The 22,858-nt window shown below is 55.5% G+C and carries 19 protein-coding genes and 1 pseudogene; 7 read left to right on the forward strand and 13 right to left on the reverse strand.

The window, feature by feature from the left end; all coding sequences use genetic code 11:
• Nucleotides 1-123 precede the first annotated feature (123 nt).
• Nucleotides 124-2,499, forward strand: coding sequence for a mechanosensitive ion channel family protein (locus DSM14862_RS16160; protein ID WP_243254501.1), 2,376 nt, complete (start codon nucleotides 124-126; stop codon nucleotides 2,497-2,499).
• A 26-nt stretch (nucleotides 2,500-2,525) separates the two neighbouring features.
• On the opposite strand, the gene DSM14862_RS16165 is transcribed toward DSM14862_RS16160, so the two are convergent.
• From DSM14862_RS16165 to DSM14862_RS16180, 4 genes are read right to left on the reverse strand one after another with little or no spacing between them, the layout of a single operon-like run.
• Complete coding sequence (locus DSM14862_RS16165) at nucleotides 2,526-3,680, reverse strand: ABC transporter permease (protein WP_243254502.1); 1,155 nt, start codon at nucleotides 3,678-3,680, stop codon at nucleotides 2,526-2,528.
• Nucleotides 3,677-4,705: an ABC transporter permease gene (locus tag DSM14862_RS16170; protein ID WP_243254503.1), complete on the reverse strand. Its 1,029-nt coding sequence runs from the start codon at nucleotides 4,703-4,705 to the stop codon at nucleotides 3,677-3,679. Before DSM14862_RS16170 ends, DSM14862_RS16165 begins: the two co-directional genes overlap by 4 nt.
• The gene (locus DSM14862_RS16175) at nucleotides 4,702-6,612 is read right to left on the reverse strand and encodes an ABC transporter substrate-binding protein (protein WP_243254504.1); all 1,911 of its coding nucleotides are present in this window, start codon (nucleotides 6,610-6,612) and stop codon (nucleotides 4,702-4,704) included. The genes DSM14862_RS16170 and DSM14862_RS16175 overlap by 4 nt, the downstream gene beginning before the upstream one ends.
• Nucleotides 6,605-8,374: an ABC transporter ATP-binding protein gene (locus tag DSM14862_RS16180; RefSeq protein ID WP_243254505.1), complete on the reverse strand. Its 1,770-nt coding sequence runs from the start codon at nucleotides 8,372-8,374 to the stop codon at nucleotides 6,605-6,607. Before DSM14862_RS16180 ends, DSM14862_RS16175 begins: the two co-directional genes overlap by 8 nt.
• Nucleotides 8,375-8,580: 206 nt before the next feature.
• On the opposite strand from DSM14862_RS16180, the gene DSM14862_RS16185 reads away from it, so the two are divergent.
• The gene (locus tag DSM14862_RS16185) at nucleotides 8,581-9,339 is read left to right on the forward strand and encodes a polysaccharide deacetylase family protein (RefSeq protein WP_243254506.1); all 759 of its coding nucleotides are present in this window, start codon (nucleotides 8,581-8,583) and stop codon (nucleotides 9,337-9,339) included.
• A gap of 7 nt (nucleotides 9,340-9,346) precedes the next feature.
• Nucleotides 9,347-10,201 carry a GNAT family N-acetyltransferase gene (locus DSM14862_RS16190; RefSeq protein ID WP_243254507.1) on the forward strand — a complete coding sequence of 285 codons (855 nt, stop codon included), beginning with the start codon at nucleotides 9,347-9,349 and terminating at the stop codon, nucleotides 10,199-10,201.
• Nucleotides 10,202-10,230: 29 nt separating this feature from the next.
• On the opposite strand, the gene DSM14862_RS16195 is transcribed toward DSM14862_RS16190, so the two are convergent.
• From DSM14862_RS16195 to DSM14862_RS16205, 3 genes are all read right to left on the reverse strand, one after another.
• On the reverse strand, nucleotides 10,231-11,232 hold the full coding sequence (locus DSM14862_RS16195) for an SDR family NAD(P)-dependent oxidoreductase (RefSeq protein WP_243254508.1): 1,002 nt from the start codon (nucleotides 11,230-11,232) through the stop codon (nucleotides 10,231-10,233).
• Between the two features lie 241 nt (nucleotides 11,233-11,473).
• Nucleotides 11,474-11,764, reverse strand: coding sequence for a hypothetical protein (locus DSM14862_RS16200; protein ID WP_243254509.1), 291 nt, complete (start codon nucleotides 11,762-11,764; stop codon nucleotides 11,474-11,476).
• A 216-nt stretch (nucleotides 11,765-11,980) separates the two neighbouring features.
• The gene (locus DSM14862_RS16205; protein ID WP_243254510.1) at nucleotides 11,981-12,451 is read right to left on the reverse strand and encodes a hypothetical protein; all 471 of its coding nucleotides are present in this window, start codon (nucleotides 12,449-12,451) and stop codon (nucleotides 11,981-11,983) included.
• 160 nt (nucleotides 12,452-12,611) lie between these two features.
• Between DSM14862_RS16205 and DSM14862_RS16210 the strand changes: the two genes are divergently transcribed.
• Entirely contained in the window at nucleotides 12,612-12,734 is a 123-nt protein-coding gene (locus tag DSM14862_RS16210; protein ID WP_243254556.1) for a ribbon-helix-helix protein, CopG family, read from the forward strand.
• 766 nt (nucleotides 12,735-13,500) lie between these two features.
• On the opposite strand, the gene DSM14862_RS16215 is transcribed toward DSM14862_RS16210, so the two are convergent.
• From DSM14862_RS16215 to istA, 4 genes are all read right to left on the reverse strand, one after another.
• The gene (locus tag DSM14862_RS16215; protein ID WP_243254511.1) at nucleotides 13,501-13,926 is read right to left on the reverse strand and encodes a hypothetical protein; all 426 of its coding nucleotides are present in this window, start codon (nucleotides 13,924-13,926) and stop codon (nucleotides 13,501-13,503) included.
• A gap of 465 nt (nucleotides 13,927-14,391) precedes the next feature.
• Complete coding sequence (locus DSM14862_RS16220; RefSeq protein ID WP_243254465.1) at nucleotides 14,392-15,927, reverse strand: IS3 family transposase; 1,536 nt, start codon at nucleotides 15,925-15,927, stop codon at nucleotides 14,392-14,394.
• Between the two features lie 88 nt (nucleotides 15,928-16,015).
• A complete protein-coding gene (gene istB, locus DSM14862_RS16225) occupies nucleotides 16,016-16,807 on the reverse strand; it encodes an IS21-like element helper ATPase IstB (RefSeq protein WP_243254512.1) in 792 nt (263 codons plus the stop codon).
• Complete coding sequence (gene istA, locus DSM14862_RS16230; protein ID WP_243254513.1) at nucleotides 16,797-18,326, reverse strand: IS21 family transposase; 1,530 nt, start codon at nucleotides 18,324-18,326, stop codon at nucleotides 16,797-16,799. Before istA ends, istB begins: the two co-directional genes overlap by 11 nt.
• Nucleotides 18,327-19,007: 681 nt before the next feature.
• Here istA and DSM14862_RS16235 point away from each other — a divergent pair.
• The 3 genes from DSM14862_RS16235 to DSM14862_RS16245 all read left to right on the forward strand — a co-directional run bounded on the left by DSM14862_RS16235 (nucleotide 19,008) and on the right by DSM14862_RS16245 (nucleotide 21,277).
• Entirely contained in the window at nucleotides 19,008-19,619 is a 612-nt protein-coding gene (locus tag DSM14862_RS16235) for a hypothetical protein (protein WP_243254514.1), read from the forward strand.
• A gap of 304 nt (nucleotides 19,620-19,923) precedes the next feature.
• Entirely contained in the window at nucleotides 19,924-20,232 is a 309-nt protein-coding gene (locus DSM14862_RS16240) for a phospholipase D-like domain-containing protein (protein ID WP_243254515.1), read from the forward strand.
• A gap of 382 nt (nucleotides 20,233-20,614) precedes the next feature.
• Entirely contained in the window at nucleotides 20,615-21,277 is a 663-nt protein-coding gene (locus DSM14862_RS16245) for a lysozyme inhibitor LprI family protein (protein WP_165481297.1), read from the forward strand.
• Nucleotides 21,278-21,345: 68 nt separating this feature from the next.
• Here the strand turns inward: DSM14862_RS16245 and DSM14862_RS16250 are convergent.
• Nucleotides 21,346-21,466: pseudogene (locus tag DSM14862_RS16250) on the reverse strand (IS1595-like element ISTme1 family transposase); the annotation flags it as partial.
• A 96-nt stretch (nucleotides 21,467-21,562) separates the two neighbouring features.
• Nucleotides 21,563-22,642: a response regulator gene (locus DSM14862_RS16255; RefSeq protein WP_243254516.1), complete on the reverse strand. Its 1,080-nt coding sequence runs from the start codon at nucleotides 22,640-22,642 to the stop codon at nucleotides 21,563-21,565.
• Nucleotides 22,643-22,858: the final 216 nt, after the last annotated feature.

The following is a 22,858-nucleotide window of genomic DNA, read 5'->3' on the forward strand; positions in this document are numbered from 1 at the left end:
TGTGTCACGGACAAAAAGTGGTTTGCCGCGCGCATTTCAGATAGTTTGACACCGCTAGAATTGCAATAGGTCGATTGCTGGCATAGCCTAATAGGGAGTTAGGTTGTTTTTATTGGGGACTACATGCGCGCCATATTCCTCATCAGCCTTCTCTGTTTCGCACTGCTTTCGATCCTCCCGGACGCAGGCCAGTCGCAAGGCCTCGGCTCGCTCTTCCCCGGAACGAACCCTGTAGAAGCAACCGACGATTCGGATGCTGACCGGCGCAGCTCGACTGACCTTGACGCCAGTCTCGACGGTACTGCTCCGACTTCGAGCGTCACTCCCGCACCGGATACGGAAGTGACCGATAAGGGCAGTCCGTCATCCATGTTGGGCCTGCAAGACCGCATCTCAAAATTCCGTGATGCTCTTGTTGAGCGGGTGGTGACACTCCCGGTGGCGTTCAACGAAGTCCTCTACATTCTACGCGCCTCTAGCCCGGACGGAACACTTCGGGCCTTTGGAATGGCGCTGGTGCTAAGCCTGCTGATGTTCGGTGTGGGCGCTATTGTAGAAAGAGAGGTTTACGGCAAATACTTGATGAAAAGACTGGTCGCCAAGCGTATCAGCAAGAACCCCGAAGGCTATTCCGAAAAAATCCCCTTTCTCGCGCTTCGCTTTGTCGTCGGTCTGGGCGGCGTGCTTGTGTCGATGGCGGTGGCCTATGTTCTTGGCGCCTCAATCTTCGACCCACTGACTGACACAGCGATGCAATTCACGGTATCCCTGATCAATATCGGCTATTTTACCTGCCGCGTTGTCGCCATCCTGTGGCGCATGATCCTGTCGCCCTTCCTTGCGCAATACCGCATTCCAGCGCTTAGCGATCGGGACGCCAAACAGTTGCACTTTTGGCTCTGGTTTTTGGCGTCCTGCGAAGTCTGTGCCATCTTATTCGGTTTCTGGATTGGAGAACTGGGGCTGAACTACGATGCCTATGCCTTTTTTGCCTCGGTCATGTCAGCTACCTTGGTGCTGCTGAACATTCTGCTGGTGCTGGTTAACCGTCGTGCCATCAGCCACGCGCTTCGTCATGGCAAACCGCCAGAGGAAACTTCGACCACCGTGCGCTTTTTATCGCGTGCATGGGTGCCCGCCGTTTTTATCTATGTCATTTTTGCCTGGTTCGAACTGACGATCGACCTCGTTCTAGGTAAGCCCAGCTCGGTCCCCTTGATCGCAGGCGCCTATGGAATTTTGCTCACGATTATAGTAGTCTATGGGCTGATAAACTTCGGGATTGAACGCAGCTTTACCGGAACCCGCAGGCTGCGACTGCTAAACGCCGAAAGGGAAGCGCAAAGCGCGACCGATGCATCTGGCCAAGACCCTGAGGGTGATCAATCGGCAGAGATTGACGATACGGTATTGGCAACTGACGTGATGCCGCAACGGTCATTGAACACATTTGAAGAACTGGCACGCCGAGTATCGGGCATATTGTCCTTTGTCGCTGGCACCTATGCGTTCTTCTATATTTGGGATAACGACGGCGCAGAAATGATCGAGAGCTTTGCCAATCAGCTCTTGGATATCTTGGTCGTCATTTTCATCGGCTATGTGATTTATCATGCCTTTCGCATCTGGATCGACAGCAAGATCGCGGATGAGATAACCGATGATGAAGAGGTGGAACCGGGCGACGAAGGCGGAAGCTCCAGCGCCAGCAGACTTGCGACCCTGCTGCCGTTGTTTCGTAACTTCACACTGATCCTTGTGGTTGTCTCTATTCTGCTGATTGTCCTTATGGAGATCGGCGTAAATGTCGGTCCATTGTTTGCCGGTGCCGGGATTATTGGCATCGCCATCGGTTTCGGCAGCCAAGCGCTGGTACGGGATGTGTTTGCCGGGGCGTTCTTCCTGTTCGATGATGCTTTCAGGAAAGGTGAGTATCTCGACGTTGGCAATGTCAAAGGCACGGTTGAGAAAATCTCGGTGCGCTCTTTCCAGCTTCGTCACCACTTAGGCGCTTTGCACACCATCCCCTTTGGCGAATTGCAGGTGATCACCAACTACTCCCGCGACTGGGTGATGATGAAGCTGCCATTGCGGGTAACCTATGACACCGATGTTGAACAGGTGCGCAAGCTGATTAAGAAGCTGGGTCAGGACCTCCTAACTGATCCAGAAATCGGAGAAGCCTTCATCCTGCCTTTGAAATCTCAAGGTGTTATTGAGATGCAAGACAGTGCGATGATCATCCGGGTGAAATTCATGACCAAGCCGGGGGATCAGTGGTTGGTGCGCAAGAAGGTCTATCAGGAAATCCGCAACCTGTTTGAGCGTGAAGCCATCAAATTTGCGCATCGCGAGGTGACTGTGCGGCTGGCCGATGCGCAGGCAGACGATCTCACCGACGCACAAAAACATAAGATCGCGGCGGCAGCCCACGCCTCGCTTGATGAGGACTTGCTGGATGGTAGCGATCAGGACGACAACGGCGGCGATGATCGCTAAGGCGGTTCAGAATGCCGGTCCTCGGATCAACTTTTGTAAGGGTCCAAAGAGGCACGCAGCCCGTCGCCAAGAAAATTGAATGCCAAGACCACTACGATGATCGGCAGCATCGGAATTGCCGTCCACCAGTAGATCTCAATGCTGGCGAGGTTCTGAGCGTCGTTCAACATGACACCCCAACTTACCGCAGGCGCGCGCAGGCCCAGCCCAAGATAGCTTAGCGCCGTTTCACCAAGGATCATCGCAGGTATCGATAGCGTCGCACTGGCAATTAAGTGGGACATGAAGTTTGGCAGCAAATGGCGGCGAATGACACGCCCCGGTTTAGCCCCCATCATCTCGGCGGCCTTTACATATTCCTCTTCGCGCAGGGACAGGAATTTCGCGCGCACCGATCGCGCTAGTCCGGGCCAATCGAGGATGCCCAGAATGATTGATATGATGAAGAATACGGCCACCGGACCCCAGCTAGAGGGGACCGCAGCAGAGAGCGCGAGCCAAAGCGGCAATTCGGGCAGGCTGCGCAGTATTTCGATGATGCGGTTGAGAATCCAATCCGTCTTACCTCCGAAATAGCCCGCCATTGCCCCGAATGTAATGCCAAGCGCGAAGGACACGGAGATGCCGATCAGCCCCACCGTCAAAGACAATTGTGCGCCGTATAGAATGCGGCTGAACACATCGCGGCCCAAGCGGTCAGATCCCCATAGGAATAAGCTTGCGCCATCGGGAGGGCAGAAAAGATGCGTATCTGACGGGATCAACCCAAAGAGCTTGTAGCTTTGCCCTTCGCAAATAAGCTTGAGCGGCAGGGGCTGGGTTTCATCGGTGGTATAGGTCCAGCGAAAGTTTTCCAGATCGGCCTCAGCAGTGATCGGATAGACAAAAGGACCAATGAAAGCGCCTTCGTGCCACAGGTTGATGCTCTGCGGCGGGGCGTAAAGATAATCTGGGTTGCGTTCGTTTGGCGTATAGGGCGCGATGAAACCGGCGATGGGCAGCACTAGATAGGCGCAGAGCAGAAAAATGCCGGAGATAAGCGCAAGCTTATGGCGGCGGAAACTGCGCCACATCAACAGCCAAGCAGGCGCGTCCAGTTCTTTGCGTTCGGGTGCCGAGAAATCAGATGTATCGACCCAAGGCTCGGTATCTACAAAACGGTTGGAGGGCTGCGTGCTCATGTGCGACGCCCTCCATAGCGAATCCGCGGGTCGAGCAGCACCAGTAGCATGTCAGAGATCATCGTGCCGATCAGTGTCAGCAGGGCCACGAACATCAACACAAAGCCCGCCAGAAACTGGTCCTGCGACTTCAGTGCTGTCAGCAAATAAGGGCCGATCGTCTGTAAACCCAAAACCACAGAAACCAAGACCGAGCCTGAGACCATCGCGGGCAACAGGTTTCCGATATCTGCGACGAAGGGATTAAACGCCACGCGCAGCGGGTATTTCACCAAAAGCCGCGTGGGCGCCATGCCCTTGGCTTTGGCGGTTTCAACATAGGGTTTGCTTAATTCGTCCAGCATATTGGCGCGCAGACGCTGCATCATCGCAGCAGCCCCTGAGGTACCGATGACAAAGGTCGGGACGATCATATGCAATAGGATCGACTTGACCTTCGGCCATGACATCGGTGCGCCCTCAAAAGCTGGGTCCATCAGCCCACCAATCGGCAGGTTGAGGTATTTATGGCCGTAGTAGAACAAGATCAGCGCCAACAGGAAATTTGGTGTGGCAAGGCCCAGATACCCGACAAAACCTGCTGTATAATCGGCCCATGTCTCAGATTTCGCGGCAGCAAGCACACCCAAGGGCAGTGCCACCGCATAGACGAAAAGCACAGCCGCAAGATTGACCAATACCGTCAACCACAAGGCATCCCCGACGATCTCACCCACGGGGCGGTCAAATTCGAAGGACCAGCCGAAATCACCTTGTATCAGGCCGGAAAAACCCTGCGGTCCGGGGGCGAAGCCGACCCAGATTAGGTATTGTTCCCACAATGGCCGGTCGAGCGCGTATTCGGCGCGTAGAAATTCAGCCTTTGCCACGCCTTCAGCCTGACCGGTGGCACGCAATTCGGCGATCTGGTTGGACAGGTAATCACCGGTCGGCAAATTGATGATCACAAAGACGAGGACCGAGACGACCAGCAGGGTCAGCAACATCGTGAAAAAGCGGTAAACGGCATAGCGGAGGAACATCATTGGATAACCTGCTCCGACGGTTCGCCAAAGTAGAACTCGTCGATACGGTGAACACCGAAATGCGCACCCGGTTCATAGGCCCAAACCCCCTGTTCGGGAACGTTGCGCAACCGCTTTGATACGACCACAGGCTGGGGCGCTTCTGAAAGAAGGCCAATGGCATAGACCTCTTGGGCATGGATGCGCAGCATCTCGCGCCACAGGGATGCGCGGGCGAGATCGTCATCTGCGCGATTCCAGCGGTCTGCCAAGGCGAGTAGGCTTTTGGCTGCTGCGCCCTGTGGTTCCTCCCCCAACTCGCCCTTGGATTGGTAATATTGCCCCCACATAGGCCAAGCGAAAAATTCCTGATTGGTCGGCGCGAGATACATCGGAGAGGTTTGGGCCGTGGGCAATCCATTGTCCCAGCCGAACCACACAGATGCCATGCTAAGGCCCGCGTAAACCCGGTTCCGAAGAATGTCGCGATCAAGCGGGCGCATCACCAACTTAATGCCCAATTCGCGCCACGTGTCGGTCAGGATGGCGAGCGCGTTTTCAACCTCTTGCCGCTCGCCCGCTGTTTCAACCACGAATTCCATAGGACGGCCATCGGGCAGTTTGCGGATCCCGGCCTGAGTGCGCTCAGTCAGGCCCATCTCATCCAGCAAGGCGTTGGCTATGGTCGGAGAATATTCCGAATAGGCCGAAAGGTTCTCAGGATCATACAGGGGGCTTTGCGAAAGTGCTGTCATACCCCCTTCTTTGGCCAGCCCAAAATAGAGCGCGCGATTAATCATATGCCGGTCAACGCCGTGGCTAAGCGCGCGGCGGAAGCGCACATTGCGCATGACCTTTCGCCAAACCGGGTCGGTAAAGTTCAGGTTGGGATAGATGGCGATTTGGCTTGCAGCCCCGTTCTCCCAAAGCAGCGTGCGATAGTTGCCGCCATCCGCTTCGCCCTTTTTGAGGATCGAGATATCGGGGAAATCGAGGCCACGCGCCTGAAGGTCCGTCTCACCCGCATTGGCCTTTGCCGCGATAAGACCGCCGGTCGCGATCGTCATTTCGACCCTGTCGATATAGGGCAGTTGCACACCTCGGGCGTCGATGCGGTGGTAATATGGATTGCGGACAAACAGTTGCCGTGAGGTGCCGGTCTCGGTGACATTGACCCAGGGTTGCAAGGTCGGCTGTTCTGGGTTGTCGAACTTGCTCATGTTGTCGCGTTTGTTATGCAGCGCAGCCCAACTCTTAACGCGGGCACTAATGATCGCGGTATGAAGCGCACCGGGGGCGGTAAACTGCTGATGAAACTGCTTGAGGTAATGCGCTGGCCGATAAATGAACGGGGGGCTGGCCTGCGCCAATTGGGGTATGAAATTCGGGTTGGCGGCGGGCCACTCAAAAACGACGGTATAGGCATCAGGGAAGTCAACCGTGCCTAACTCGCCATCAACATACATAAAGTCCGGCGGGCCGGAGGGCGTGATGTCGGGGTCCTGTGCCACATTCTCCCACCAATAGCGAAAATCCTCCGAGGTGAAGGGCTCCCCGTCAGACCAGCGGTGACCGGGGCGCAGATGTAATGTGAACTTGCGGTTCTCAAACACTTCAACATCGCGGAGGATATCGGACAGGAGTGTGTAATCCGACGTATAGCCAACCAGCCGTGCATAGCCGTAGGCCGACATCAGACGCACATCCTTTGACCGCGTCCCTAAGGTGCGCAATGTGCCGCCTTGGGTGCCATAGCTGCGGCCTTTGGCCTCAAGATCAACGATCAAGGGCACATCGGGCAGACGTTCGGTAATCGGGGGCAGATCGCCTTCCTCCACTTTCGAAGCCCAAAAGGCGGTTTCCTGCAATGTTGGCATGGCCCAAGCTGGGGTTGCCAGACACAGCAGCATGGCGAGCAGCTTAGACATGACAACGGACCATGTGACCGTCGCCCACATTTTGCAAAGCCGGAGCAACCCCGCCGTCGATGCGGAACATTTCTGGCCAAGTTGAGGGCGCACCGGCCCCCTTGGCGACCAGTTCAAGATCGATAGGTCTGGCGATATCCGGTTCCGGCTGGGCGGCTATCAGCGCCTTGGTATAGGGATGGCGAGGATCGTAAAACAGCGTCTCAGGGGGGGCTTGTTCGACAATGACGCCGGCTCGCATCACGATAACCTCGTCAGCAATGCGCGCCACCACGGCTAGGTCGTGGCTAATGAACAGATAACTCAATGAGGCGCGATCGCGAATTTCCTCCAGCAACTTCAAAATCTGCTCTTGCACTGATACATCCAATGCGGAAGTCGGCTCGTCACAGATCAGGAGTTTGGGGTCCAGCGTTAGGGCACGGGCAATCGAAAGACGTTGCCGCTGGCCGCCCGAAAAGGCATGTGGATAGCGGGTCATCATGTCGGGGTTGAGACCGACCAGTTTCAGCATCGCGGCCGCCTTGTCGCGCCGCTCGGCGCGCGACCCGATGCCGTGGATTTCCAGTGGTTCCGTCAATGCCGCCCCAATACGCATCCTTGGCGAAAGCGAGGAATATGGGTCTTGGAAGACCATCTGTGCTTGTCTTTGAAAAGCGCTGCGTTGCGATGCCGACATGCTGTGAACGGGCAGGGGTGGGGCACCTGGTTCGGAATAAAACAGCACTTCGCCGCCGGGATCAGGCAGCACGGCGCCCAATGCCATATGTGCACAGGTGGTCTTGCCCGATCCGCTTTCGCCGACCACGGCCAGGGTCTTGCCTCTTACCACTTGCAGATTGACATCTTTGCAAGCGGCCACGGTGGTTGGTTTGCGCCAGCCTCCGGCGCGCAGAGCGAAGGTTTTGTCGACGCCCCGCATCTCGAGGATCAGATCTTTATGGGGGACCTCGCGAGCAGGTGCTGCGACCTCGGGGATCATCGTGGCGGCGGCAAAGAGCTTGCGCGTGTAGCCATGTTCAGGATGACCCAGAACCTCCGGCGCGGAGCCGCTTTCCATGACACGGCCGCCGTTCATGACAACCACATGCTGGGCCATATTCGCCACGACGCCCAAATCATGCGTAACAAGGATAACCGCCATCCCGGTTTCCGCTTGCAACGTCTTGATCAGCCCTAGCACCTGCGCCTGCGTTGTCACGTCCAGTGCTGTCGTAGGTTCGTCCGCGATTAACAGCTTAGGCTTAGCCACCATTGCCATCGCGATCATCGCGCGTTGCCTCATCCCGCCTGACAACTCAAAGGGATAGCTGCGCCAAATCCGCTCAGGTTCCATGAACCCTACGCGTTCGAATTTCTGAAGCACCGTCCGCTTTGCCTCTGATCGGCCCATAGAGCGGTGCAAGCGCAGCACCTCCGCCACTTGGTTGCCCAGTCGGTGCAGTGGCGAGAGGGAGCGCATCGGTTCTTGGAAGATCATCGAGATGCGGTCACCCCTGATCTGGCGCATTTCTGGTTCGCGCAGGCTCAGCATATCTACTGGCGCGTCGCCCCCGGCAAAGACGATCCTGCCACTTCGGATCTGAGCGGCTTCGGGGAGGATGCGCAGCACGCTGCGACAGGTTAGGGTTTTGCCAGAACCGCTTTCGCCGACCAACGCGAGCGTTTCACCGGAGCGTATGGAAAAACTGACATCGCGCACCACCGGATCGGCTTTGCCAAACCCGATCGTCAGCCCGTCAACTTCCAACAGAGGTGTCATCGGTGTCCCATTCCATACCCGCGATAGCGCGGTCTGCAAAAGAGTGAAGCCGATTTACTGAGAAGCGTCCAGTGCCGCGACTGTGTTGGGGGCACTTTATTCAATGTTGGCCGCAACATAGAGGGAATGCGGGGAAAAGTGAGTGTACATTGAGGCGCTTGGATGGTTCAATCGGCGCTGAAGTTACACCTGAAGGGGGTCAGCTTTTGGCGACCTGGGCAGAATTAGACGAAGAGCTCGGAAAATGGTCCTCGCAGGGTGAGACGCCAACATTCTGGTGGCGCGACGATGATACGGAAGCATGCACAGATCCATTAGAAAGGCTGATCTCCCTGTCAGAGCGCTTTGACGCGCCGTTGCATTTGGCGGTTATCCCCCACGCCATAGATGTCAAACTTGCCGAGCGCCTATCGGCCTCGCCACAGGTTTACACGCTGCAACATGGATATGCGCATAAAAACCACGAACCCAAAGGCACCCGCGCGTCCGAAGTGGGCAAGTTGCGCGATCTGGCGTTGATCGAAAAGGATCTTCGCGAAGGGTGGCGGCGGATGCAATTGGCGCGTTTGCCGAACTTGCTGCCTGTCTTCGTTCCGCCGTGGAACCGGATTGGCGAGAAGGTCTTGCCCTACTTGCCAGTGTGGGGATACGCCGCGTTTTCGGGGTTTGACGCACGTCCCGATCCTGAGCCCATTACGGACTTGCAGCATTTCAACGGTCACATCGATCCTATCCGCTGGAAAGAAGGCGCAAAGTTTGCAGGCGTAGAGAAGACTCTGGAGCAATGCGTGCACCACCTGCGCAAGCGTCGATTGGAACACGCATATCGGCACGAGCCGACCGGATTTGTTAGCCATCATTTGCAAACTGACAAAGACACATGGCGTTTCATGGAAGCGCTTATGTCGCGACTGATGCATAACGCGGCGACCCGATGGATATCGTTAGACAGCCTGATAAAATGAGCACGAAATGTTAGATATTGCCTATGCGTCCCCCGCCGAACGGGAGGAAGTCGCCCAATTCATGAACGCTGTTTTCGTCCGCGCGAAATGGGGCATTGAAAGCTGGCGCGCCTTGCTGGCCGGAAGATGGTGCGGCCCCGAGGGGCGCTATGCCATCACCGTGCGCGATGACGGCAAGCTGATCGGGGTTTTGGGGTTGGTCTATGCCGAGCGTCAAACCTCGAACGGGCCGAGAACCACGGCAGATATGACGTCATGGTATGTGCTCAAAGACTATCGGGGACAGGGGGTCGGCAAAAAGATGATGGCTTTGGCGACTCTTGACCCGGATGTAACGGTGACGAACTTTTCCAGCGCAAAGGCGGCGGTCAATGTCTTGGAAAAGGCGGGGCTGAGGGAGTTGGACCGCGAGCGTCTGGTCTGGCATCCGTCGAAAGATGCGGGCTTCGACGTCCATGAGGACCCCTCGTCTTTGGGCGATCGTTTGCCTGCAAAAGACCGTCGTATTATCGCAGATCATCAGGGGTTGCGGCTCAGGTTTCTCTCGGTGGAAACGCATGAGGGGCTCTGCACGATGGTCATCTACCCTCAGAAAAAGCACGATGACTTTGTGACCCATGAAATCATGTATCTCGCCGATCAATCCCTCTTTGCCCGCTATGCAAAGCAAATTGCGGCTTCGGTCTTGCCTTCAGAAGCCGCCATCCTTTCCCTAGATCGTCGTTTCGCGCGGGACGGGATTGTCTGTGATGAGGTCAGGGAGTTCGCGACACCCAGATACTGCCAACATGGGCTGTTGGACCCATCCGAGATCGATATGCTGTATTCGGAATGCGTGTTGCTCAACATTAAAATACATTGATGCGGCGACAACCGCACCCTTTGCTTGGCTCACATTTTGTAGAAGTCGCGGTACCAGTCTACGAAATGCTGCAACCCCTCGCCGACTGGCGTGGAATGTTGCTTGCCGACCAAAGTTTGTAGCAACGTGGTATCTGCCCATGTGGCGGGCACATCACCGGGTTGGATTGGGTGGAATGTCTTGATCGCCTCTTGCCCACAGGCAGCCTCGATCGCGGCGATGAAGTCCATCAGGGAAACCGGAGAGGCATTTCCGATGTTAACGGTTCGAAACGGAGCAACAGGTGAAACACTATCGCCCGGCACCGGGCTGGTCGGATCGGGGGGGACATCGATCAGCCCCATGATCGCGCGGATCAGGTCGTCGACATAGGTAAAATCGCGTTGCATCTTGCCATGATTGTAAACGTCGATTGGCTCGCGACTTAGGATGGCCTTGGTAAATTTAAAATAGGCCATGTCCGGGCGGCCCCAAGGACCGTAGATCGTGAAAAAGCGGAACATGGTCGTGGGCAGAGTGTAAAGATGGGCATAGGAATGCGCCATATTTTCAGTCGCCTTCTTGGTCGCCGCATAGAAGGACATCTGCGTATCGACCTTATCCGCCTCTTTGTATGGCATCTGGCTATTGGCACCAAAGATGGACGAACTCGACGCCAGCAGCATATGCTCAGGCGGGAAGGCGCGGGCGGCCTCTAGCAATTTAAATGTGCCGATGAGATTGGCGTCCAGATAGGCACGCGGATCATCAATGGAATGGCGCACGCCAGCCTGCGCGGCCAGATGTATGACAACATCCGGGCGGTGCTCTTTGAACAGGGTCATCAGCGCTTGCGGGGTTTCCAGCTTTTCATTCAAGACGCTGAACTGCGCATATTCGCAGAGTTGAGATTGACGGTTCAGCTTTAGCTCGACGTCATAGTAGTCCGACATGCTGTCGAGCCCGATCACATGCCAGCCCGACCTCAGCAGAGCGAGAGACACGAAATATCCGATGAATCCGGATGATCCGGTAACAAGGGCGGTTCTCATTCAAAGCGCCCCGCTTCGGACAGTCGGAAGCTCTGGGGTGCGAGGTAAATGCAATGCATGACGTTGTACGAACTTCCGTGTCACGGGCGTAGGGCAAGGGTGAGCAGGGTACGGTGTCCTTGCGCTTTGACAGTTGGTACTAACAGAGCTGCGGGAAGGCAACTAGGCGTAGGACAGGAATGTCTTGGCAGAACCATTGATTTGCCCACGCAGACAGCCCGCAATGCTCCGTCCCGCTGGATCAGGAAGATCGCCTGCGATCGCGCAGATCTTTGAAAGCCACGAGCAGTGCGAATATAACCACGACCGAGATCAGGCTAAATCCCACGACCCTTGCAATCGCCCAAGACGTCGCAGCCAGTGCGTAAAACATCGCGGCGGTGATCACGACGATGCCGAACGCCGTGCCAATGCGCTGCCTGGTTTGCATGATGGCGCCTGAGCTCCCCGCATAGTCCAGCGGCACATTTGCAAGCGTCAGCGTTCGATTTGAGCTGATGACCGTACCCTGCGCCACACCGATAAATGACAAGGAGAGTGTTAACTACCAAATGCTTAGGTAGCCCGCATCCGTCAGAAGGACCACCAGAATGCTAAGGCCAAGCCCGAATAGCGCAAGTAACGTCTCCCAAAAAAGGCATGATCTATGGCACGGAGCGTGGCGCCCGGCGTGCGAAGATGTGTAAAATTGGGATGGGAAGCAGCCTGAAGCCCACAACTCAGAGCGCTCAGGCCAGCTTGCCGCGGATCAGGCCGCCCGCTGCGCAGACATCAGCGCTTGATTGCCGTGATAAGCTTCGATCAGACAAAAAGCCTCGTCCAGAAGGGGCAGCACGTCTGAACCGCTGCGTTTGTGTTTGTTTGCGAGGGCGAGCATTTCAGTGCCGCAGCGCATGAGGCCCCCACTGCTTGGCATCTGATCGGGGCACGTTTTGAGCAACACCTCGACGGCCGCGCGTAGATCGAGGTCGACGGTGCGCATGTCGTGCAGGGCAAGGAGTGATACTGTGCAAGCGCTCCAAGCCGAAGCGGCGGTATGACCTTTATCAGCCGCTGCCTCGGTGCCGAACATTTGTCGCGTATCGTGATGGAGCCAGTCGGCCCGCAAGGCTTCAAAATAAAGGTCTAGTAGTTTGCGAAATTCCAGCCGGTCGAGTCGGATCAGGCGATTGAGCGGTTCAGTCGCGCGGGTACGGGTGGTAGAGGTTTTAGCAGCCATGAAGATATCCTCGTAGTCAGAATGGTTAGCATGGGCGGTGGAGTTGCGCCTCCGCCGTCCATGTGTTTATATATGATACTAAGAAATCAATCTGTCAATAAGTAATATTATGAAATCACGTGGACGTCCCAAAGTAGATACCGCGCCGGTCATGGTTCGGATGCCAACAGCGCTGATAGAAGCCTTAGATGAAGCGCGCCGGGTGGAGGAGGATCTGCCCAGCCGGCCTGAGCTGATCCGGCGCATAGTGGAGAAGTGGGCTGCAGGCAGGCGGGATCAATAACCCCCCGCTTTCTGTGTTCAGTGCTGACATGAGCGCTGATGTCAGCACTGACCTGAGAGGTGACGTCAGCACGGGGCTGGCAAAAGAGTGTCTCGGCGATACCGATGTTGGTCTCGCCGTCTGCATAGAATGATAGAGAATGGTGAAGAGACCATTGCCCGGACGTGGTGGGTGGTCTGGGATGTGGGGCTGGGAGCATCTGTCATCGGTCAGACGAGAGGCGGGTCGGTTGGGCGGGCGGGACGAAATCGCTTACATTGAAAAAGAGGGTAGAATGCACCTTATGGCCTCAAGAGGCTGCTTTGGAAATGAAATAGGCCGAGACTAAACTCACTGGAGCGTGGTGGCGGCGGTAAAACTGCGACGTTTTTATTGCCTGTATATAGCTGGCGGAGGTCTCTTCCGCTCACAATTGCCCCTAATTATTGGGTGCGCCATAAATCGTCTCACTTTTATGTTTATAGCGCCGGTGCCGATAGGGCAGGGTGGCCGGCGTCGGCGGGGGAAGGGCAGAACGGAGGCTTCCCACTTATATGATATCATGTAATCAAAATGTGAGTCAGTCGCCCGATGCAGCTTGCCGCGAGGTGTACTTGGCGGGGCTTTCTCGGTCTTTGTAAGGCTTTCTGTCTGCTCGGAGCGGCACCTGCGCTGAGGGTGTCGAGCGCCCTCTACGGTCTCGCGCTCGGAGACGGGACCGTAAGGTGCTGTCGCGTGATTTGCAAAGAGACCTTGAAGCAGAGGTCTGGCCGCGTCCCTGGGCAAATTACCTGCGCGGCGCGCGCGCCAGTTCGGCTTCGCGCTTGCGGATACCTTTTTTCAGAAGGCGGCGCAGGGCGTCTTTATCTTCCCCTGCAAGAAGTTTGTTATACGCGCGGCCGATGCGACCGACATGGGTCGCGTTGTCTGCTTTATAGACTTCGGCACAATGAGCTGCGGTCCGTGCGGCCACCATCTGAGAATAGGGCCAAGCCTTGCTGGGAGAGCGGCAAGTGGTAACGCTAAGGGTGCGCTCCAGAGCATAGAAGCGGCCTGCGTTATCCCATTCCCCAAGAGGGTGACTGCGGCGGCTGGCACGGTCTGCATACTCAAGGCCGGCCCTGATTTCTGCGTCAGAGTAGGCCAGTTCATGCGCCAGTTTGAAAAGATATGCCTTAACTGTCGGTTCGGAACTGCAATTGTTCAGTGTCATGACGGTGTCCTTTTCTAATGTCATGACAAAATTAGGCGCCGCAACTGTCCCAGGATATGCTTGGCCCATAGGTTATCCACATGAATGATGCGCAACAGGCCTGCGTCGCGTGTAAATCCAAGAAATTCGGATGTTTGGGGTGGTTTTGCTGAGCCGAGGCGACACGAGGGCGTTTAGGTCGCGGCTCTTGGGAAAAAGTTTTTCGCGGGAAATCAAACTTAGGTAGGGGAGTGGGCCTTAGGGGTGTCAGTCACCGCATACCTTTTCCAAAAACCACCCCATAGGTTTTCCATGGGGTGGTTTTCAGGTTAATTGAAGAAAATGAAAAACGGCGCAGGATCATCCTGCGCCATTCTTTTATGATAACAATGTCGGATGTTTACCTCAGAATGCGATCTGTCGCTTCCTGTTGATTGTCACCGAGAACTGACCCGGCGGGGGTGCGGACAAAAAGTTGGACTGTTTTCACGGCATAAGGCCGAGGCTTTTACGGTACTCGATTGGGCTTTTGCCACCAAGGGACATCTTGATGCGCGTTTCGTTATACCAACGGATGTAGGCGTCAACCTCGTCGATAAACTGGGCCACGGTGAAGGCTCGCCAATCGCGAGGATAGAAGAACTCAGTCTTCAGGCGTCCGAAGAAGCCTTCACATGCGGCATTGTCTTGCGAGCTCGCCTTTCGTGACATCGAGCGAACGAGCTTCGCTGCGTCGATACGTTCCAGCCAGCCAGGCCAGCGATAGTGGCCTCCGCCGTCGCTGTGGACGATGGGCCGCGCTTCGCTGTCAGCGATGGTCTCTACTGCTGCATCAAGCATGGTATTTACGAGGTCGGCATCCGGTCTGGTCCCTATGGTCCAACTTATGACGAGGCCGTCGAAGCAATCAATGATCGGGGAAAGATAGACTTTACCTGCTCGGATGTGGAACTCAGTGATATCGGTTAGCCATTTCTCATTTGGCGCTGCCGCCTGGAATTCCCGGTTGATGATATTCTCCGGTGCAGGGCTAATCTCTCCCAGATATGAGCTGTACCGCCGCCGCTTCGGCTTTGGGACGATCAGAGCTTCCTGTTTCATCAGGCGCCGCACCACTTTTTCGGAGATCGAGATGGATTCCCGCGTCATATATGCTTTGAGGCGACGGTACCCGTAGCAGCGATGGTTGCTTTCGAAAGCTTCCTTCATGGCGTATCGAATGGGAAGATACTTATCTTCCAGATTCATGCGAGCGCGGTGGTAAAAGTAAGAGCTGCGCGCGAGACCGAGCCGAGCCAACAGCGCTGGTGTCTTATACCGGTTTTTTAGGGCGACGATAAGCATGGTCTTTTCCCGATTGCTCAGGCTCCGCAGATCGCCGCCAAGTTCCTTTTTTATCATTTCACTCGCAGTCTTGAGCAAATCATGCTCAATCTGTAGTTCGCGGATGTCGCGCTGCAGGGCTTCACGCTGACGCTCCAACTCTTCAAGCTCTGGGTGAAGGGCGCTCTTCTTGCGTTTCATCATGGCAGGAGCCTCCGGGCCAAGGATCTGAGTTTTCCAAGCATAGAGCGTCGGCCGACTAACTCCGAACTTTTCGGCCAGGGCCAGGGCACTTTCTTGACGACTATATAGCCCGACCACAGCAGCCTGCTTCACGGCGTCAGAGTGATTTCCTGGACCATATGTCGCATTGGAGACCGTCTTCGTGTCAGGAAAGGTCTCGCGCACCCAAGCAGTCAGGGTGGCTCGGCCAGGATAGCCTAAAGCGCGCAGCGTCCATGAGATGCAGCGGCCATGGGTAGCATAATGCTCTAACGCGACCTGCTTCTGTGCCGTCGAAAACTTAGGCGTGCGCGGCACCGATCGTATCGGCAAGTCCTGCAGACGTTGGTATTCTCGATGCCACCCTTTCAGGGCGTTCTTCGTTGGATACCCCAACTCACGGATGGTGGCCTGCACGCGCTTGCCGAGCTTGATATAAAGCTTAACCGCGCGCAGTCGTTCTTCGTAGCTGTACATGGACTATCTCCACAATAGTCCAACTTTTCGTCCGCACCCCCGGCATTTTCACCGAGACTTGACCCACCCAGTTGTTATGTTCTTTGCTTTATGATGGCGTCAATACCGCTTTCTCCTTTCGTTTTTGTTTGGCTGTCGCCGAACTGGCCTTGAACCGGTAGCTGTCATTGCCGGTCTCGAGGATGTGGCAACGATGTGTGAGGCGGTCGAGGAGCGCGGTGGTCATCTTTGCATCACCGAACACGCTTGCCCATTCGCTAAAGCTCAGGTTGGTTGTGATGACGACGCTGGTGCGCTCGTAGAGTTTACTCAAAAGGTGGAACAGCAACGCGCCACCCGAAGCGCTGAACGGTAGGTATCCCAGCTCATCCAAGATCACCAAATCGGCTTTCACCAGCACCTCGGCGATCTTTCCTGCCTTGCCTTGGGCCTTTTCCTGCTCCAACGCATTGACCAACTCGACCGTGGAGAAGAAGCGCACACGCTTGCGATGATGCTCGATTGCTTGAATGCCGAGGGCGGTAGCGACATGCGATTTTCCCGTTCCAGGGCCTCCGATCAGCACTACATTCTCAGCCGCGTCCATGAACTCGCATCGGTGAAGTTGGCGGACCAAAGCTTCACGGACTTCGCTGGCGCCAAAGTCGAAGCCAGAGATGTCTTTGTATGCCGGAAAGCGTGCTGCCTTCATGTGGTAGGCAATGGAACGCACCTCACGTTCAGCAATCTCGGCCTTAAGCAGCTGCGACAATATGGGGATCGCGGCACCGAAAGCGGGCGATCCCTGCTCATGCAGGTCCTGCACCGCCTGAGCCATGCCTGGCATCTTCAGGCTACGCATCATGATGACGATGGCAGCACCGGCGGGATCATGACGCATGACGTGTTCCTCCGGTGGTGCGTAGCCCGTCATATCGTGCGACATTGGCCTCGGGCTCCTTATTCAAAGTAAGGGCCGCAGGCGGGGTCACATCGGGCTGGTCTATCGGTGCGCCATCCACCAGCCTGTGAAGTAGGTTCAAGACATGGGTTTTTGTTGGTACGCCCGCCTCCAGCGCCATTTCTACTGCGCAAAGCACGGCCTGTTCGTCATGGTGGAGCACCAAGGATAGGACGTCGACCATCTCGCGGTCACCACCTGGCCTACGCAACATATGATCCTGCAGCTTCCGGAACCCTTCTGGCATCTCAACGAAGGGCGCCCCGTTGCGCAGCGCGCCGGGTTTGCGTTGAACCACCGCCAAATAATGGTGCCAGTCATAAATAACCCGCCCTGGCTGACGGTGTGAGCGTTCAATAATGCGCTCATGTGTGCAGACTATGTGGCCTTCGGCGACGATGACCAGCCGTTCAGGATAGATGCGGAGACTGACAGGACGGTTCGCAAAGCTGGCAGGCACTGAGTAGCGATTACGGTCGAATGCTATCAGACAAGTGGGGGACACCCGCTTGCTCTGCTCGACAAAGCCGTCAAACATTGTGGGCAGTGGCATCAGCGCGGCCTTCTCGGCGTCCCAGACATCCGCAATGCTGCCAGGCAATCTGCCATGCGGTGTCTCGGCCCACAGAAGCTTGCAACGCTCCTCCAGCCATTCATTCAGCGCATTGAGGTTCGGAAAGGCGGGCATGAGTTGCCAAAGCCGATGGCGGGCGTCGCGCACATTCTTCTCAACCTGACCTTTCTCCCACCCTGCCGCGGGATTGCAGAACTCAGGGTCAAAAACATAATGGCTGGTCATCGCAAGGAACCGTGCGTTTACATCGCGCTTCTTGCCGACGACAATCCGGTCGACGGCTGTCTTCATGTTGTCATAGACGCCACGCCCCGGAACACCCTCAAACACTCGAAAGCCATGCCAGTGGGCATCGAACAGCATCTCATGCGTTTGCAGCCGATAGGCCCGCACCAGAAATGCGCGGCTGTGGGACAGCTTGATATGGGCGACCTGAAGCTTGAGGCGCTCGCCCCCGACATAGGCCCAGTCCTCACTCCAATCGAATTGGAACGCCTCGCCCGGCTGAAAGACCAACGGCACGAAAACACCCAGGTCAGTCGTATGTTGAGCACGCTGTCGTTCGCCCTTCCAGTTCCGCACGAAGGCCGCGACACGCTCATATGAACCATCAAAACCGAGCTGAACCAGATCCGCATGCATCTGCTTGGCCGTTCGCCGTTCCTTGCGTGATTTACGCTGCTCAGTCAGCAACCAGCCTGTCAGCTTATCAGCATAAGGGTCCAACTTGCTCGGTCGGTCCAAAATTTGGAACTCGGGTTCGACTATCCCTGTCCGCAAATACTTCTTGATCGTGTTCCGAGACACCCCTGTCCGGCGCGCAATCTCGCGGATGGGCATCTTGTCTCGCAGAGCCCACTTTCGAATAATCCTCAGAAATCCCATGTCTAACACTCCAATAGCTCCCAGCTGATTCAAGCAGGGGCAAGGTTGCACATGGGTCAATTCTCAATGACAATTTTTGCAGTTGCCGGGTCAGTTCTCGGTGACAATCAACAGAGAGGGGGATGATTGAGACGAAATGTCCATTTGCGACCGGCTGAGAGGCAGATCTGGCTTCTGAAGAAGGTTTTCTGAAAAAATACCCATTAAAAACAACGGTGTAACGCTGTTACGGCTCCGTAACACTTTAAGTAACACCTGTAAGTGTCTGAAATATCTCTCATTTATATATATATTTATCTATCTGTAACAGAAATATAGAAAAAGTGTATATGCGAGACAGACAGGTCTATTGAACATTGTGCTCTATATAAAGACATATGCGGGCGTAATGCGTTACAAAGCTTAAGTGCCTGAAATAATTAAATATTTTTGTAACGGAGGGTATAAAGCGGCCATTTCAGCGGTCTCTCACAGAAATAAAACGTTTATTTTCAATGCCTTGTCGCATTACAGACTGTTTGGGACCCATGCGGTGCCCGTATGGTGCCTTCTGGTCTGCCCTTCGGTTTCCGAACCGGCGGTCAAGTGAGGGCATTCTTGGGTTATCCACATAAAGGGCGGGGCTCTTGGCTATGCAGGCCCATGAGGGTGCCCTAACTTCTGTTGTGAAGAGGAGATTTTATGCGCAGCACAGCGATCCAGATTGCCCAAGCCATCAATGCCGACCCTTCGGTCTACATGCCAGCAGAGAGGCCTATGCCAAAGGGGGCGGCACGCCAGCATCAGCTGAGGGCTGGGGCGCGTTTTGACGTCGGCAGCTACATGATGGATTTTGGCCGTGCGGCGGCTCTGTATTATCAAAAAGACACTCGGGTAGGAGAGTCTGCGCGCTTGGCTAGGGCGGGGGATGCGCTGCTGGACTACCTCAAGTCCTACGCGGCTGAGGCGGACGAACCGCGCGACATCGGGTGGAAGGATCCGCGGCATGCTTGGTCCCGGTACCCGGTGGTGGCGGATGATACCAGAGCCCTAGCGCCTGTGCTGGCGCTGTTGGATATGCCAGGGGTGCGGTTTGTGTTCACGTCCCTTTATCTGGGGACGGGCTTTGTCATGTCGTCCAAATTGGCGCGGCTGCTGTCACCAGAAGAGCCCTTCGTTATCCTCTCGTCGGACCGCCGAGGCTGCAATGTGATCCAGAATGCGCTTGAGCAACTGGGGGGCAAGGGGGTCGATCTTGCGGCTTTCTTCAGGGAAATGGCGCAGCTGGCGGCGCTCGAGCAAAAGAGGGCTTAGGGGCCCTTCACCTCAAAGCGGTCTTTGGATGAGGAATGGGAGGGCGGAAGGCGGCACTTTAATGCCCTCCTTACCGCCAACTTCCGCCATAATTAGGGTGAACAATGAGCTCAGAAACACGCCATTGGAGCCAAAAATGACACGTTACTGGAAAAGTGATTTCATCCTCATGATCGGGTATAGTTCAATTGCCGCAGTGCTCGTATTCGCCGCCCTATAAGCTTGGATGCGCGGACCGGCCACAGCGCGTTCAGGAACGCGAGACGCGGGTCTCGTCCGGCATACCCCCTAAAAGGCGGTCGTCATGATCCGGCTTGGTAATTTCTGTTTTGGTTGGGCAAAACCTGAGCGTGAGCTTCGGTATCTCCCGGAACTGATCATTTGTCTCAATGAGAAACAAGCACAGCGTATCCGTGGAACGCTCGCGCCGGACGCGCCTGTCCGCGTGGTGACCCCGCATATCTCTCAATTGAGAGGCAGGGTCTATGCGAAGGTCACGGTTTTGCCGGGCGTTGATCTGGATCAGGACGTCGGCGGCTCCGGCAGTCTGCGCAGCATTCTCGAGCACCGACAGTTAATGTGGGGGGACCGGGCCATTCTGATTGTGCTGTGATCCAAGCCTCGGGAGTGTCGAGAGGGAAGGCCTGAAGGGCAAGGACCTTTGCGGTCTTTTGCCCGGACAGTGTAGTTTGGCGCCATTCGCCATCCCCTCTCAGGAGGGGGAGATGTCTACGTGTTTTGGATCTTGCAAAAAGGGAGCCATCCCTACAGGAAAAAGCTGCCGTTGCGAAAACGGGCTTAGCCTGACGACAATATTGGGGTGTCTACATACTGTGTGGATTTGCCGCTGAGCCGTCTCACTTTTCAATTTGACAGTAAAGATCGTTCTTTAACCAAAGCCCAACAGATCCAGGTCCCTTACCAGAATCGCCCAACTTTGCTATGATCTGTGCCATTCAACAAATGGATGGGGGGAATTTCTGGTGAGATGTTTATTGGCTTTACCCTTTGTAGTGCTCGCCGGTTTGGAAGCTCAAGCTCAAGCCAGTTTCGATTGCAAACTTGCTGCAACGACCGTTGAAAAAACGATCTGCGCTGACGCTGCACTCTCGAAACTCGACCGACAAATGGCAGACGCATTCAGGAACGCCCGCAGATCTGCTTCAAAAAGCAAAAGTGCTTCAATCCTTGCAGATCAGAGATCCTGGATCGGCCAGAGGAACTCTTGCAGTTCGGATCGCAGCTGTCTCTTGGCCTCCATGCAGAACCGCATTGCAGATCTAAATGCGCCGAGGTCAGTTCAAACCGCTGGATTGACCGGCCTGTATTGTAACGATACCGGCATTATGGGCCTGCAAGAGCAGGGACAAAATCTACGCTTTGACTTCTTGTTTTTCTCAGGAAATTTCGCTTGTGGCACGCAAACCCTTACCGCGCAGCGAAGCGGTAGTGGCTGGTCCTCATCATATAATGGTTGCCGGATGACCCTTATGAAAGAAGGCGGGTCGATGGTCGTGCGCAGTGATACCGTCGATACCTGCAAAGCTCTTTACTGCGGAGCTGGGGCGGCAATATCAGTATTTCGCATGCCGCTGACCGGCAAGATACCAGGAGTGACAAATCCGTTCACCGATACGGTTGGAGAGCGCCAATGCTGATCGAAGATGCCGCGTGCGCCTCCTCAGCACTACATTTAGGACAAATGGCCACCCTTGGTTTTGGTCAACCGCTCCAAGGGCAGCATTCTGAGCTGTCAGGTCTTGCACTGATCGCATCAAAGGTCCCGCCTGATCAGGCGTGAGGCCCTGCAAGCGTCTGAGGATGCTTTCAAAGGTTTTCTGTTTCATGGGGCCCCTGCCTTTTGCGTGCAGAGTCCATACTGGCCTTTTTCTCAGAAACAGGATCAAACCAACACGCTAAGTAGACATCGATTTTGGAAAACCTTACTGCGCGAACGCTGCTGAGCGCAGCTTTGGTTCTGAAGCAACAAAGCTTTGTTTTTGCGGGCCCGTCACCCGGGCGATGGCCCGGTCGAAGGTTTTTTTGACGCGCTGTGTGGGGCTGGCATAGGGCTGAATGGGTTTGCCGACCGAAAGAGAAAATGCGATCTTGCCTTTGTGGCCAAACCGCAGGTCCATTTGCGTAATCTCGCGTTGGATGGCCTCTTCGACGGCCTCCCAGTTTGGAGGTTGCGCCGTGGTCATCACGCAAAGCAAGATCCCGCGGCCTTGGTGGGCCATCAGCAGCTGCGGGCAGTCAAGACTGCGGGCAATGATCTTCGTAGTGGCAACGATCGCTGTGCCCAGTTCTGCGGTGGAGCCATCGGCATAGAGCTGTGGGAAGGTATCGATTGTGGCTGCAAAAATATGACAGTCGTCCAGGCTGCTGCGAGACAGCTGGGAAAGATAGGCGCCGAGCGAAAAGGGCCCGATAAGCTGGGGGACATCTTTGATATGCAACGGCTGGTCTTCGTTGAACAAATGCACGCCTGGCAGTCCGATTTTTTGCAAGGCTCGGGCTGGGATCTGGGGGACGGCGTCAGACCTCTTCACCATCCGGTCTGCCACCCGCAGTCTCGATTTGAGATCGCCCAGCTCAAAGGGTTTTGTGACGTAGTCTGTCGCCCCGGCAACAAAGGCATGCCCCACGGAGAGGGCATCTGTCCTTCTTGTCAACATAAGGATGGGGGTGTCGAGATGGTCTGGCAGGGATCGGATCTGGCGGCATAGGGTAATGCCGTCAATGTCCGGCATCTCGATATCGAGCAGCAGGCAATCAAAATGCGCAGCACCTGCTGACAACAAATCCCAGGCCTCCAAGCTTGAGGATGACGTGGTGACTGTGATCTCTCGTAGGGGCTGCACTGTTGTCCGGATCAAATCTAGAATGATAGGATCGTCGTCGACAGCCAATATGTTCATTTGAAAAACCTCGGGTAATAAAACGTATTGAATATAAATCGCTCTCAATAGGCTAATGCAACCCTGAGGCGAAACTATGGCAGGAGTCCGAATTTTGAACACTTCTTCTAAAACAGGACAGTAAGTCTGTGCACGCGATCTGGTATTGTATATTGGACAGCTGGCAGATTGGCCTCGGCGATCCAGGCTGGGGCGGGTGGTTGATTGTGGCGCTTTACATAAGTACGGGGCTGCTGTCCTGGCGGGTGGCCCTCAAGGCTGTCTTTCCAGCCCCTTCGCGGGGGCAAGAGCAGGCGTTCTGGGGGCTTTTTGGGCTGA

This window comes from Sulfitobacter indolifex (assembly GCF_022788655.1).
Classification (GTDB): domain Bacteria; phylum Pseudomonadota; class Alphaproteobacteria; order Rhodobacterales; family Rhodobacteraceae; genus Sulfitobacter; species Sulfitobacter indolifex.

What these genes read in the sequence shown, in the direction of transcription:
- DSM14862_RS16180 (WP_243254505.1), bottom strand. Translation starts at nt 8,374, where the DNA reads ATGACACCTCTGTTGGAAGTTGACGGGCTGACGATCGGGTTTGGCAAA.
- istB (WP_243254512.1), bottom strand. Translation starts at nt 16,807, where the DNA reads ATGCGTCATGATCCCGCCGGTGCTGCCATCGTCATCATGATGCGTAGC.
- DSM14862_RS16175 (WP_243254504.1), bottom strand. Translation starts at nt 6,612, where the DNA reads ATGTCTAAGCTGCTCGCCATGCTGCTGTGTCTGGCAACCCCAGCTTGG.
- DSM14862_RS16165 (WP_243254502.1), bottom strand. Translation starts at nt 3,680, where the DNA reads ATGAGCACGCAGCCCTCCAACCGTTTTGTAGATACCGAGCCTTGGGTC.
- DSM14862_RS16205 (WP_243254510.1), bottom strand. Translation starts at nt 12,451, where the DNA reads ATGGCTGCTAAAACCTCTACCACCCGTACCCGCGCGACTGAACCGCTC.
- istA (WP_243254513.1), bottom strand. Translation starts at nt 18,326, where the DNA reads ATGGGATTTCTGAGGATTATTCGAAAGTGGGCTCTGCGAGACAAGATG.
- DSM14862_RS16235 (WP_243254514.1), top strand. Translation starts at nt 19,008, where the DNA reads ATGCGCAGCACAGCGATCCAGATTGCCCAAGCCATCAATGCCGACCCT.
- DSM14862_RS16170 (WP_243254503.1), bottom strand. Translation starts at nt 4,705, where the DNA reads ATGATGTTCCTCCGCTATGCCGTTTACCGCTTTTTCACGATGTTGCTG.
- DSM14862_RS16220 (WP_243254465.1), bottom strand. Translation starts at nt 15,927, where the DNA reads ATGTACAGCTACGAAGAACGACTGCGCGCGGTTAAGCTTTATATCAAG.
- DSM14862_RS16190 (WP_243254507.1), top strand. Translation starts at nt 9,347, where the DNA reads ATGTTAGATATTGCCTATGCGTCCCCCGCCGAACGGGAGGAAGTCGCC.
- DSM14862_RS16160 (WP_243254501.1), top strand. Translation starts at nt 124, where the DNA reads ATGCGCGCCATATTCCTCATCAGCCTTCTCTGTTTCGCACTGCTTTCG.
- DSM14862_RS16210 (WP_243254556.1), top strand. Translation starts at nt 12,612, where the DNA reads ATGCCAACAGCGCTGATAGAAGCCTTAGATGAAGCGCGCCGGGTGGAG.
- DSM14862_RS16240 (WP_243254515.1), top strand. Translation starts at nt 19,924, where the DNA reads ATGATCCGGCTTGGTAATTTCTGTTTTGGTTGGGCAAAACCTGAGCGT.
- DSM14862_RS16195 (WP_243254508.1), bottom strand. Translation starts at nt 11,232, where the DNA reads ATGAGAACCGCCCTTGTTACCGGATCATCCGGATTCATCGGATATTTC.
- DSM14862_RS16215 (WP_243254511.1), bottom strand. Translation starts at nt 13,926, where the DNA reads ATGACACTGAACAATTGCAGTTCCGAACCGACAGTTAAGGCATATCTT.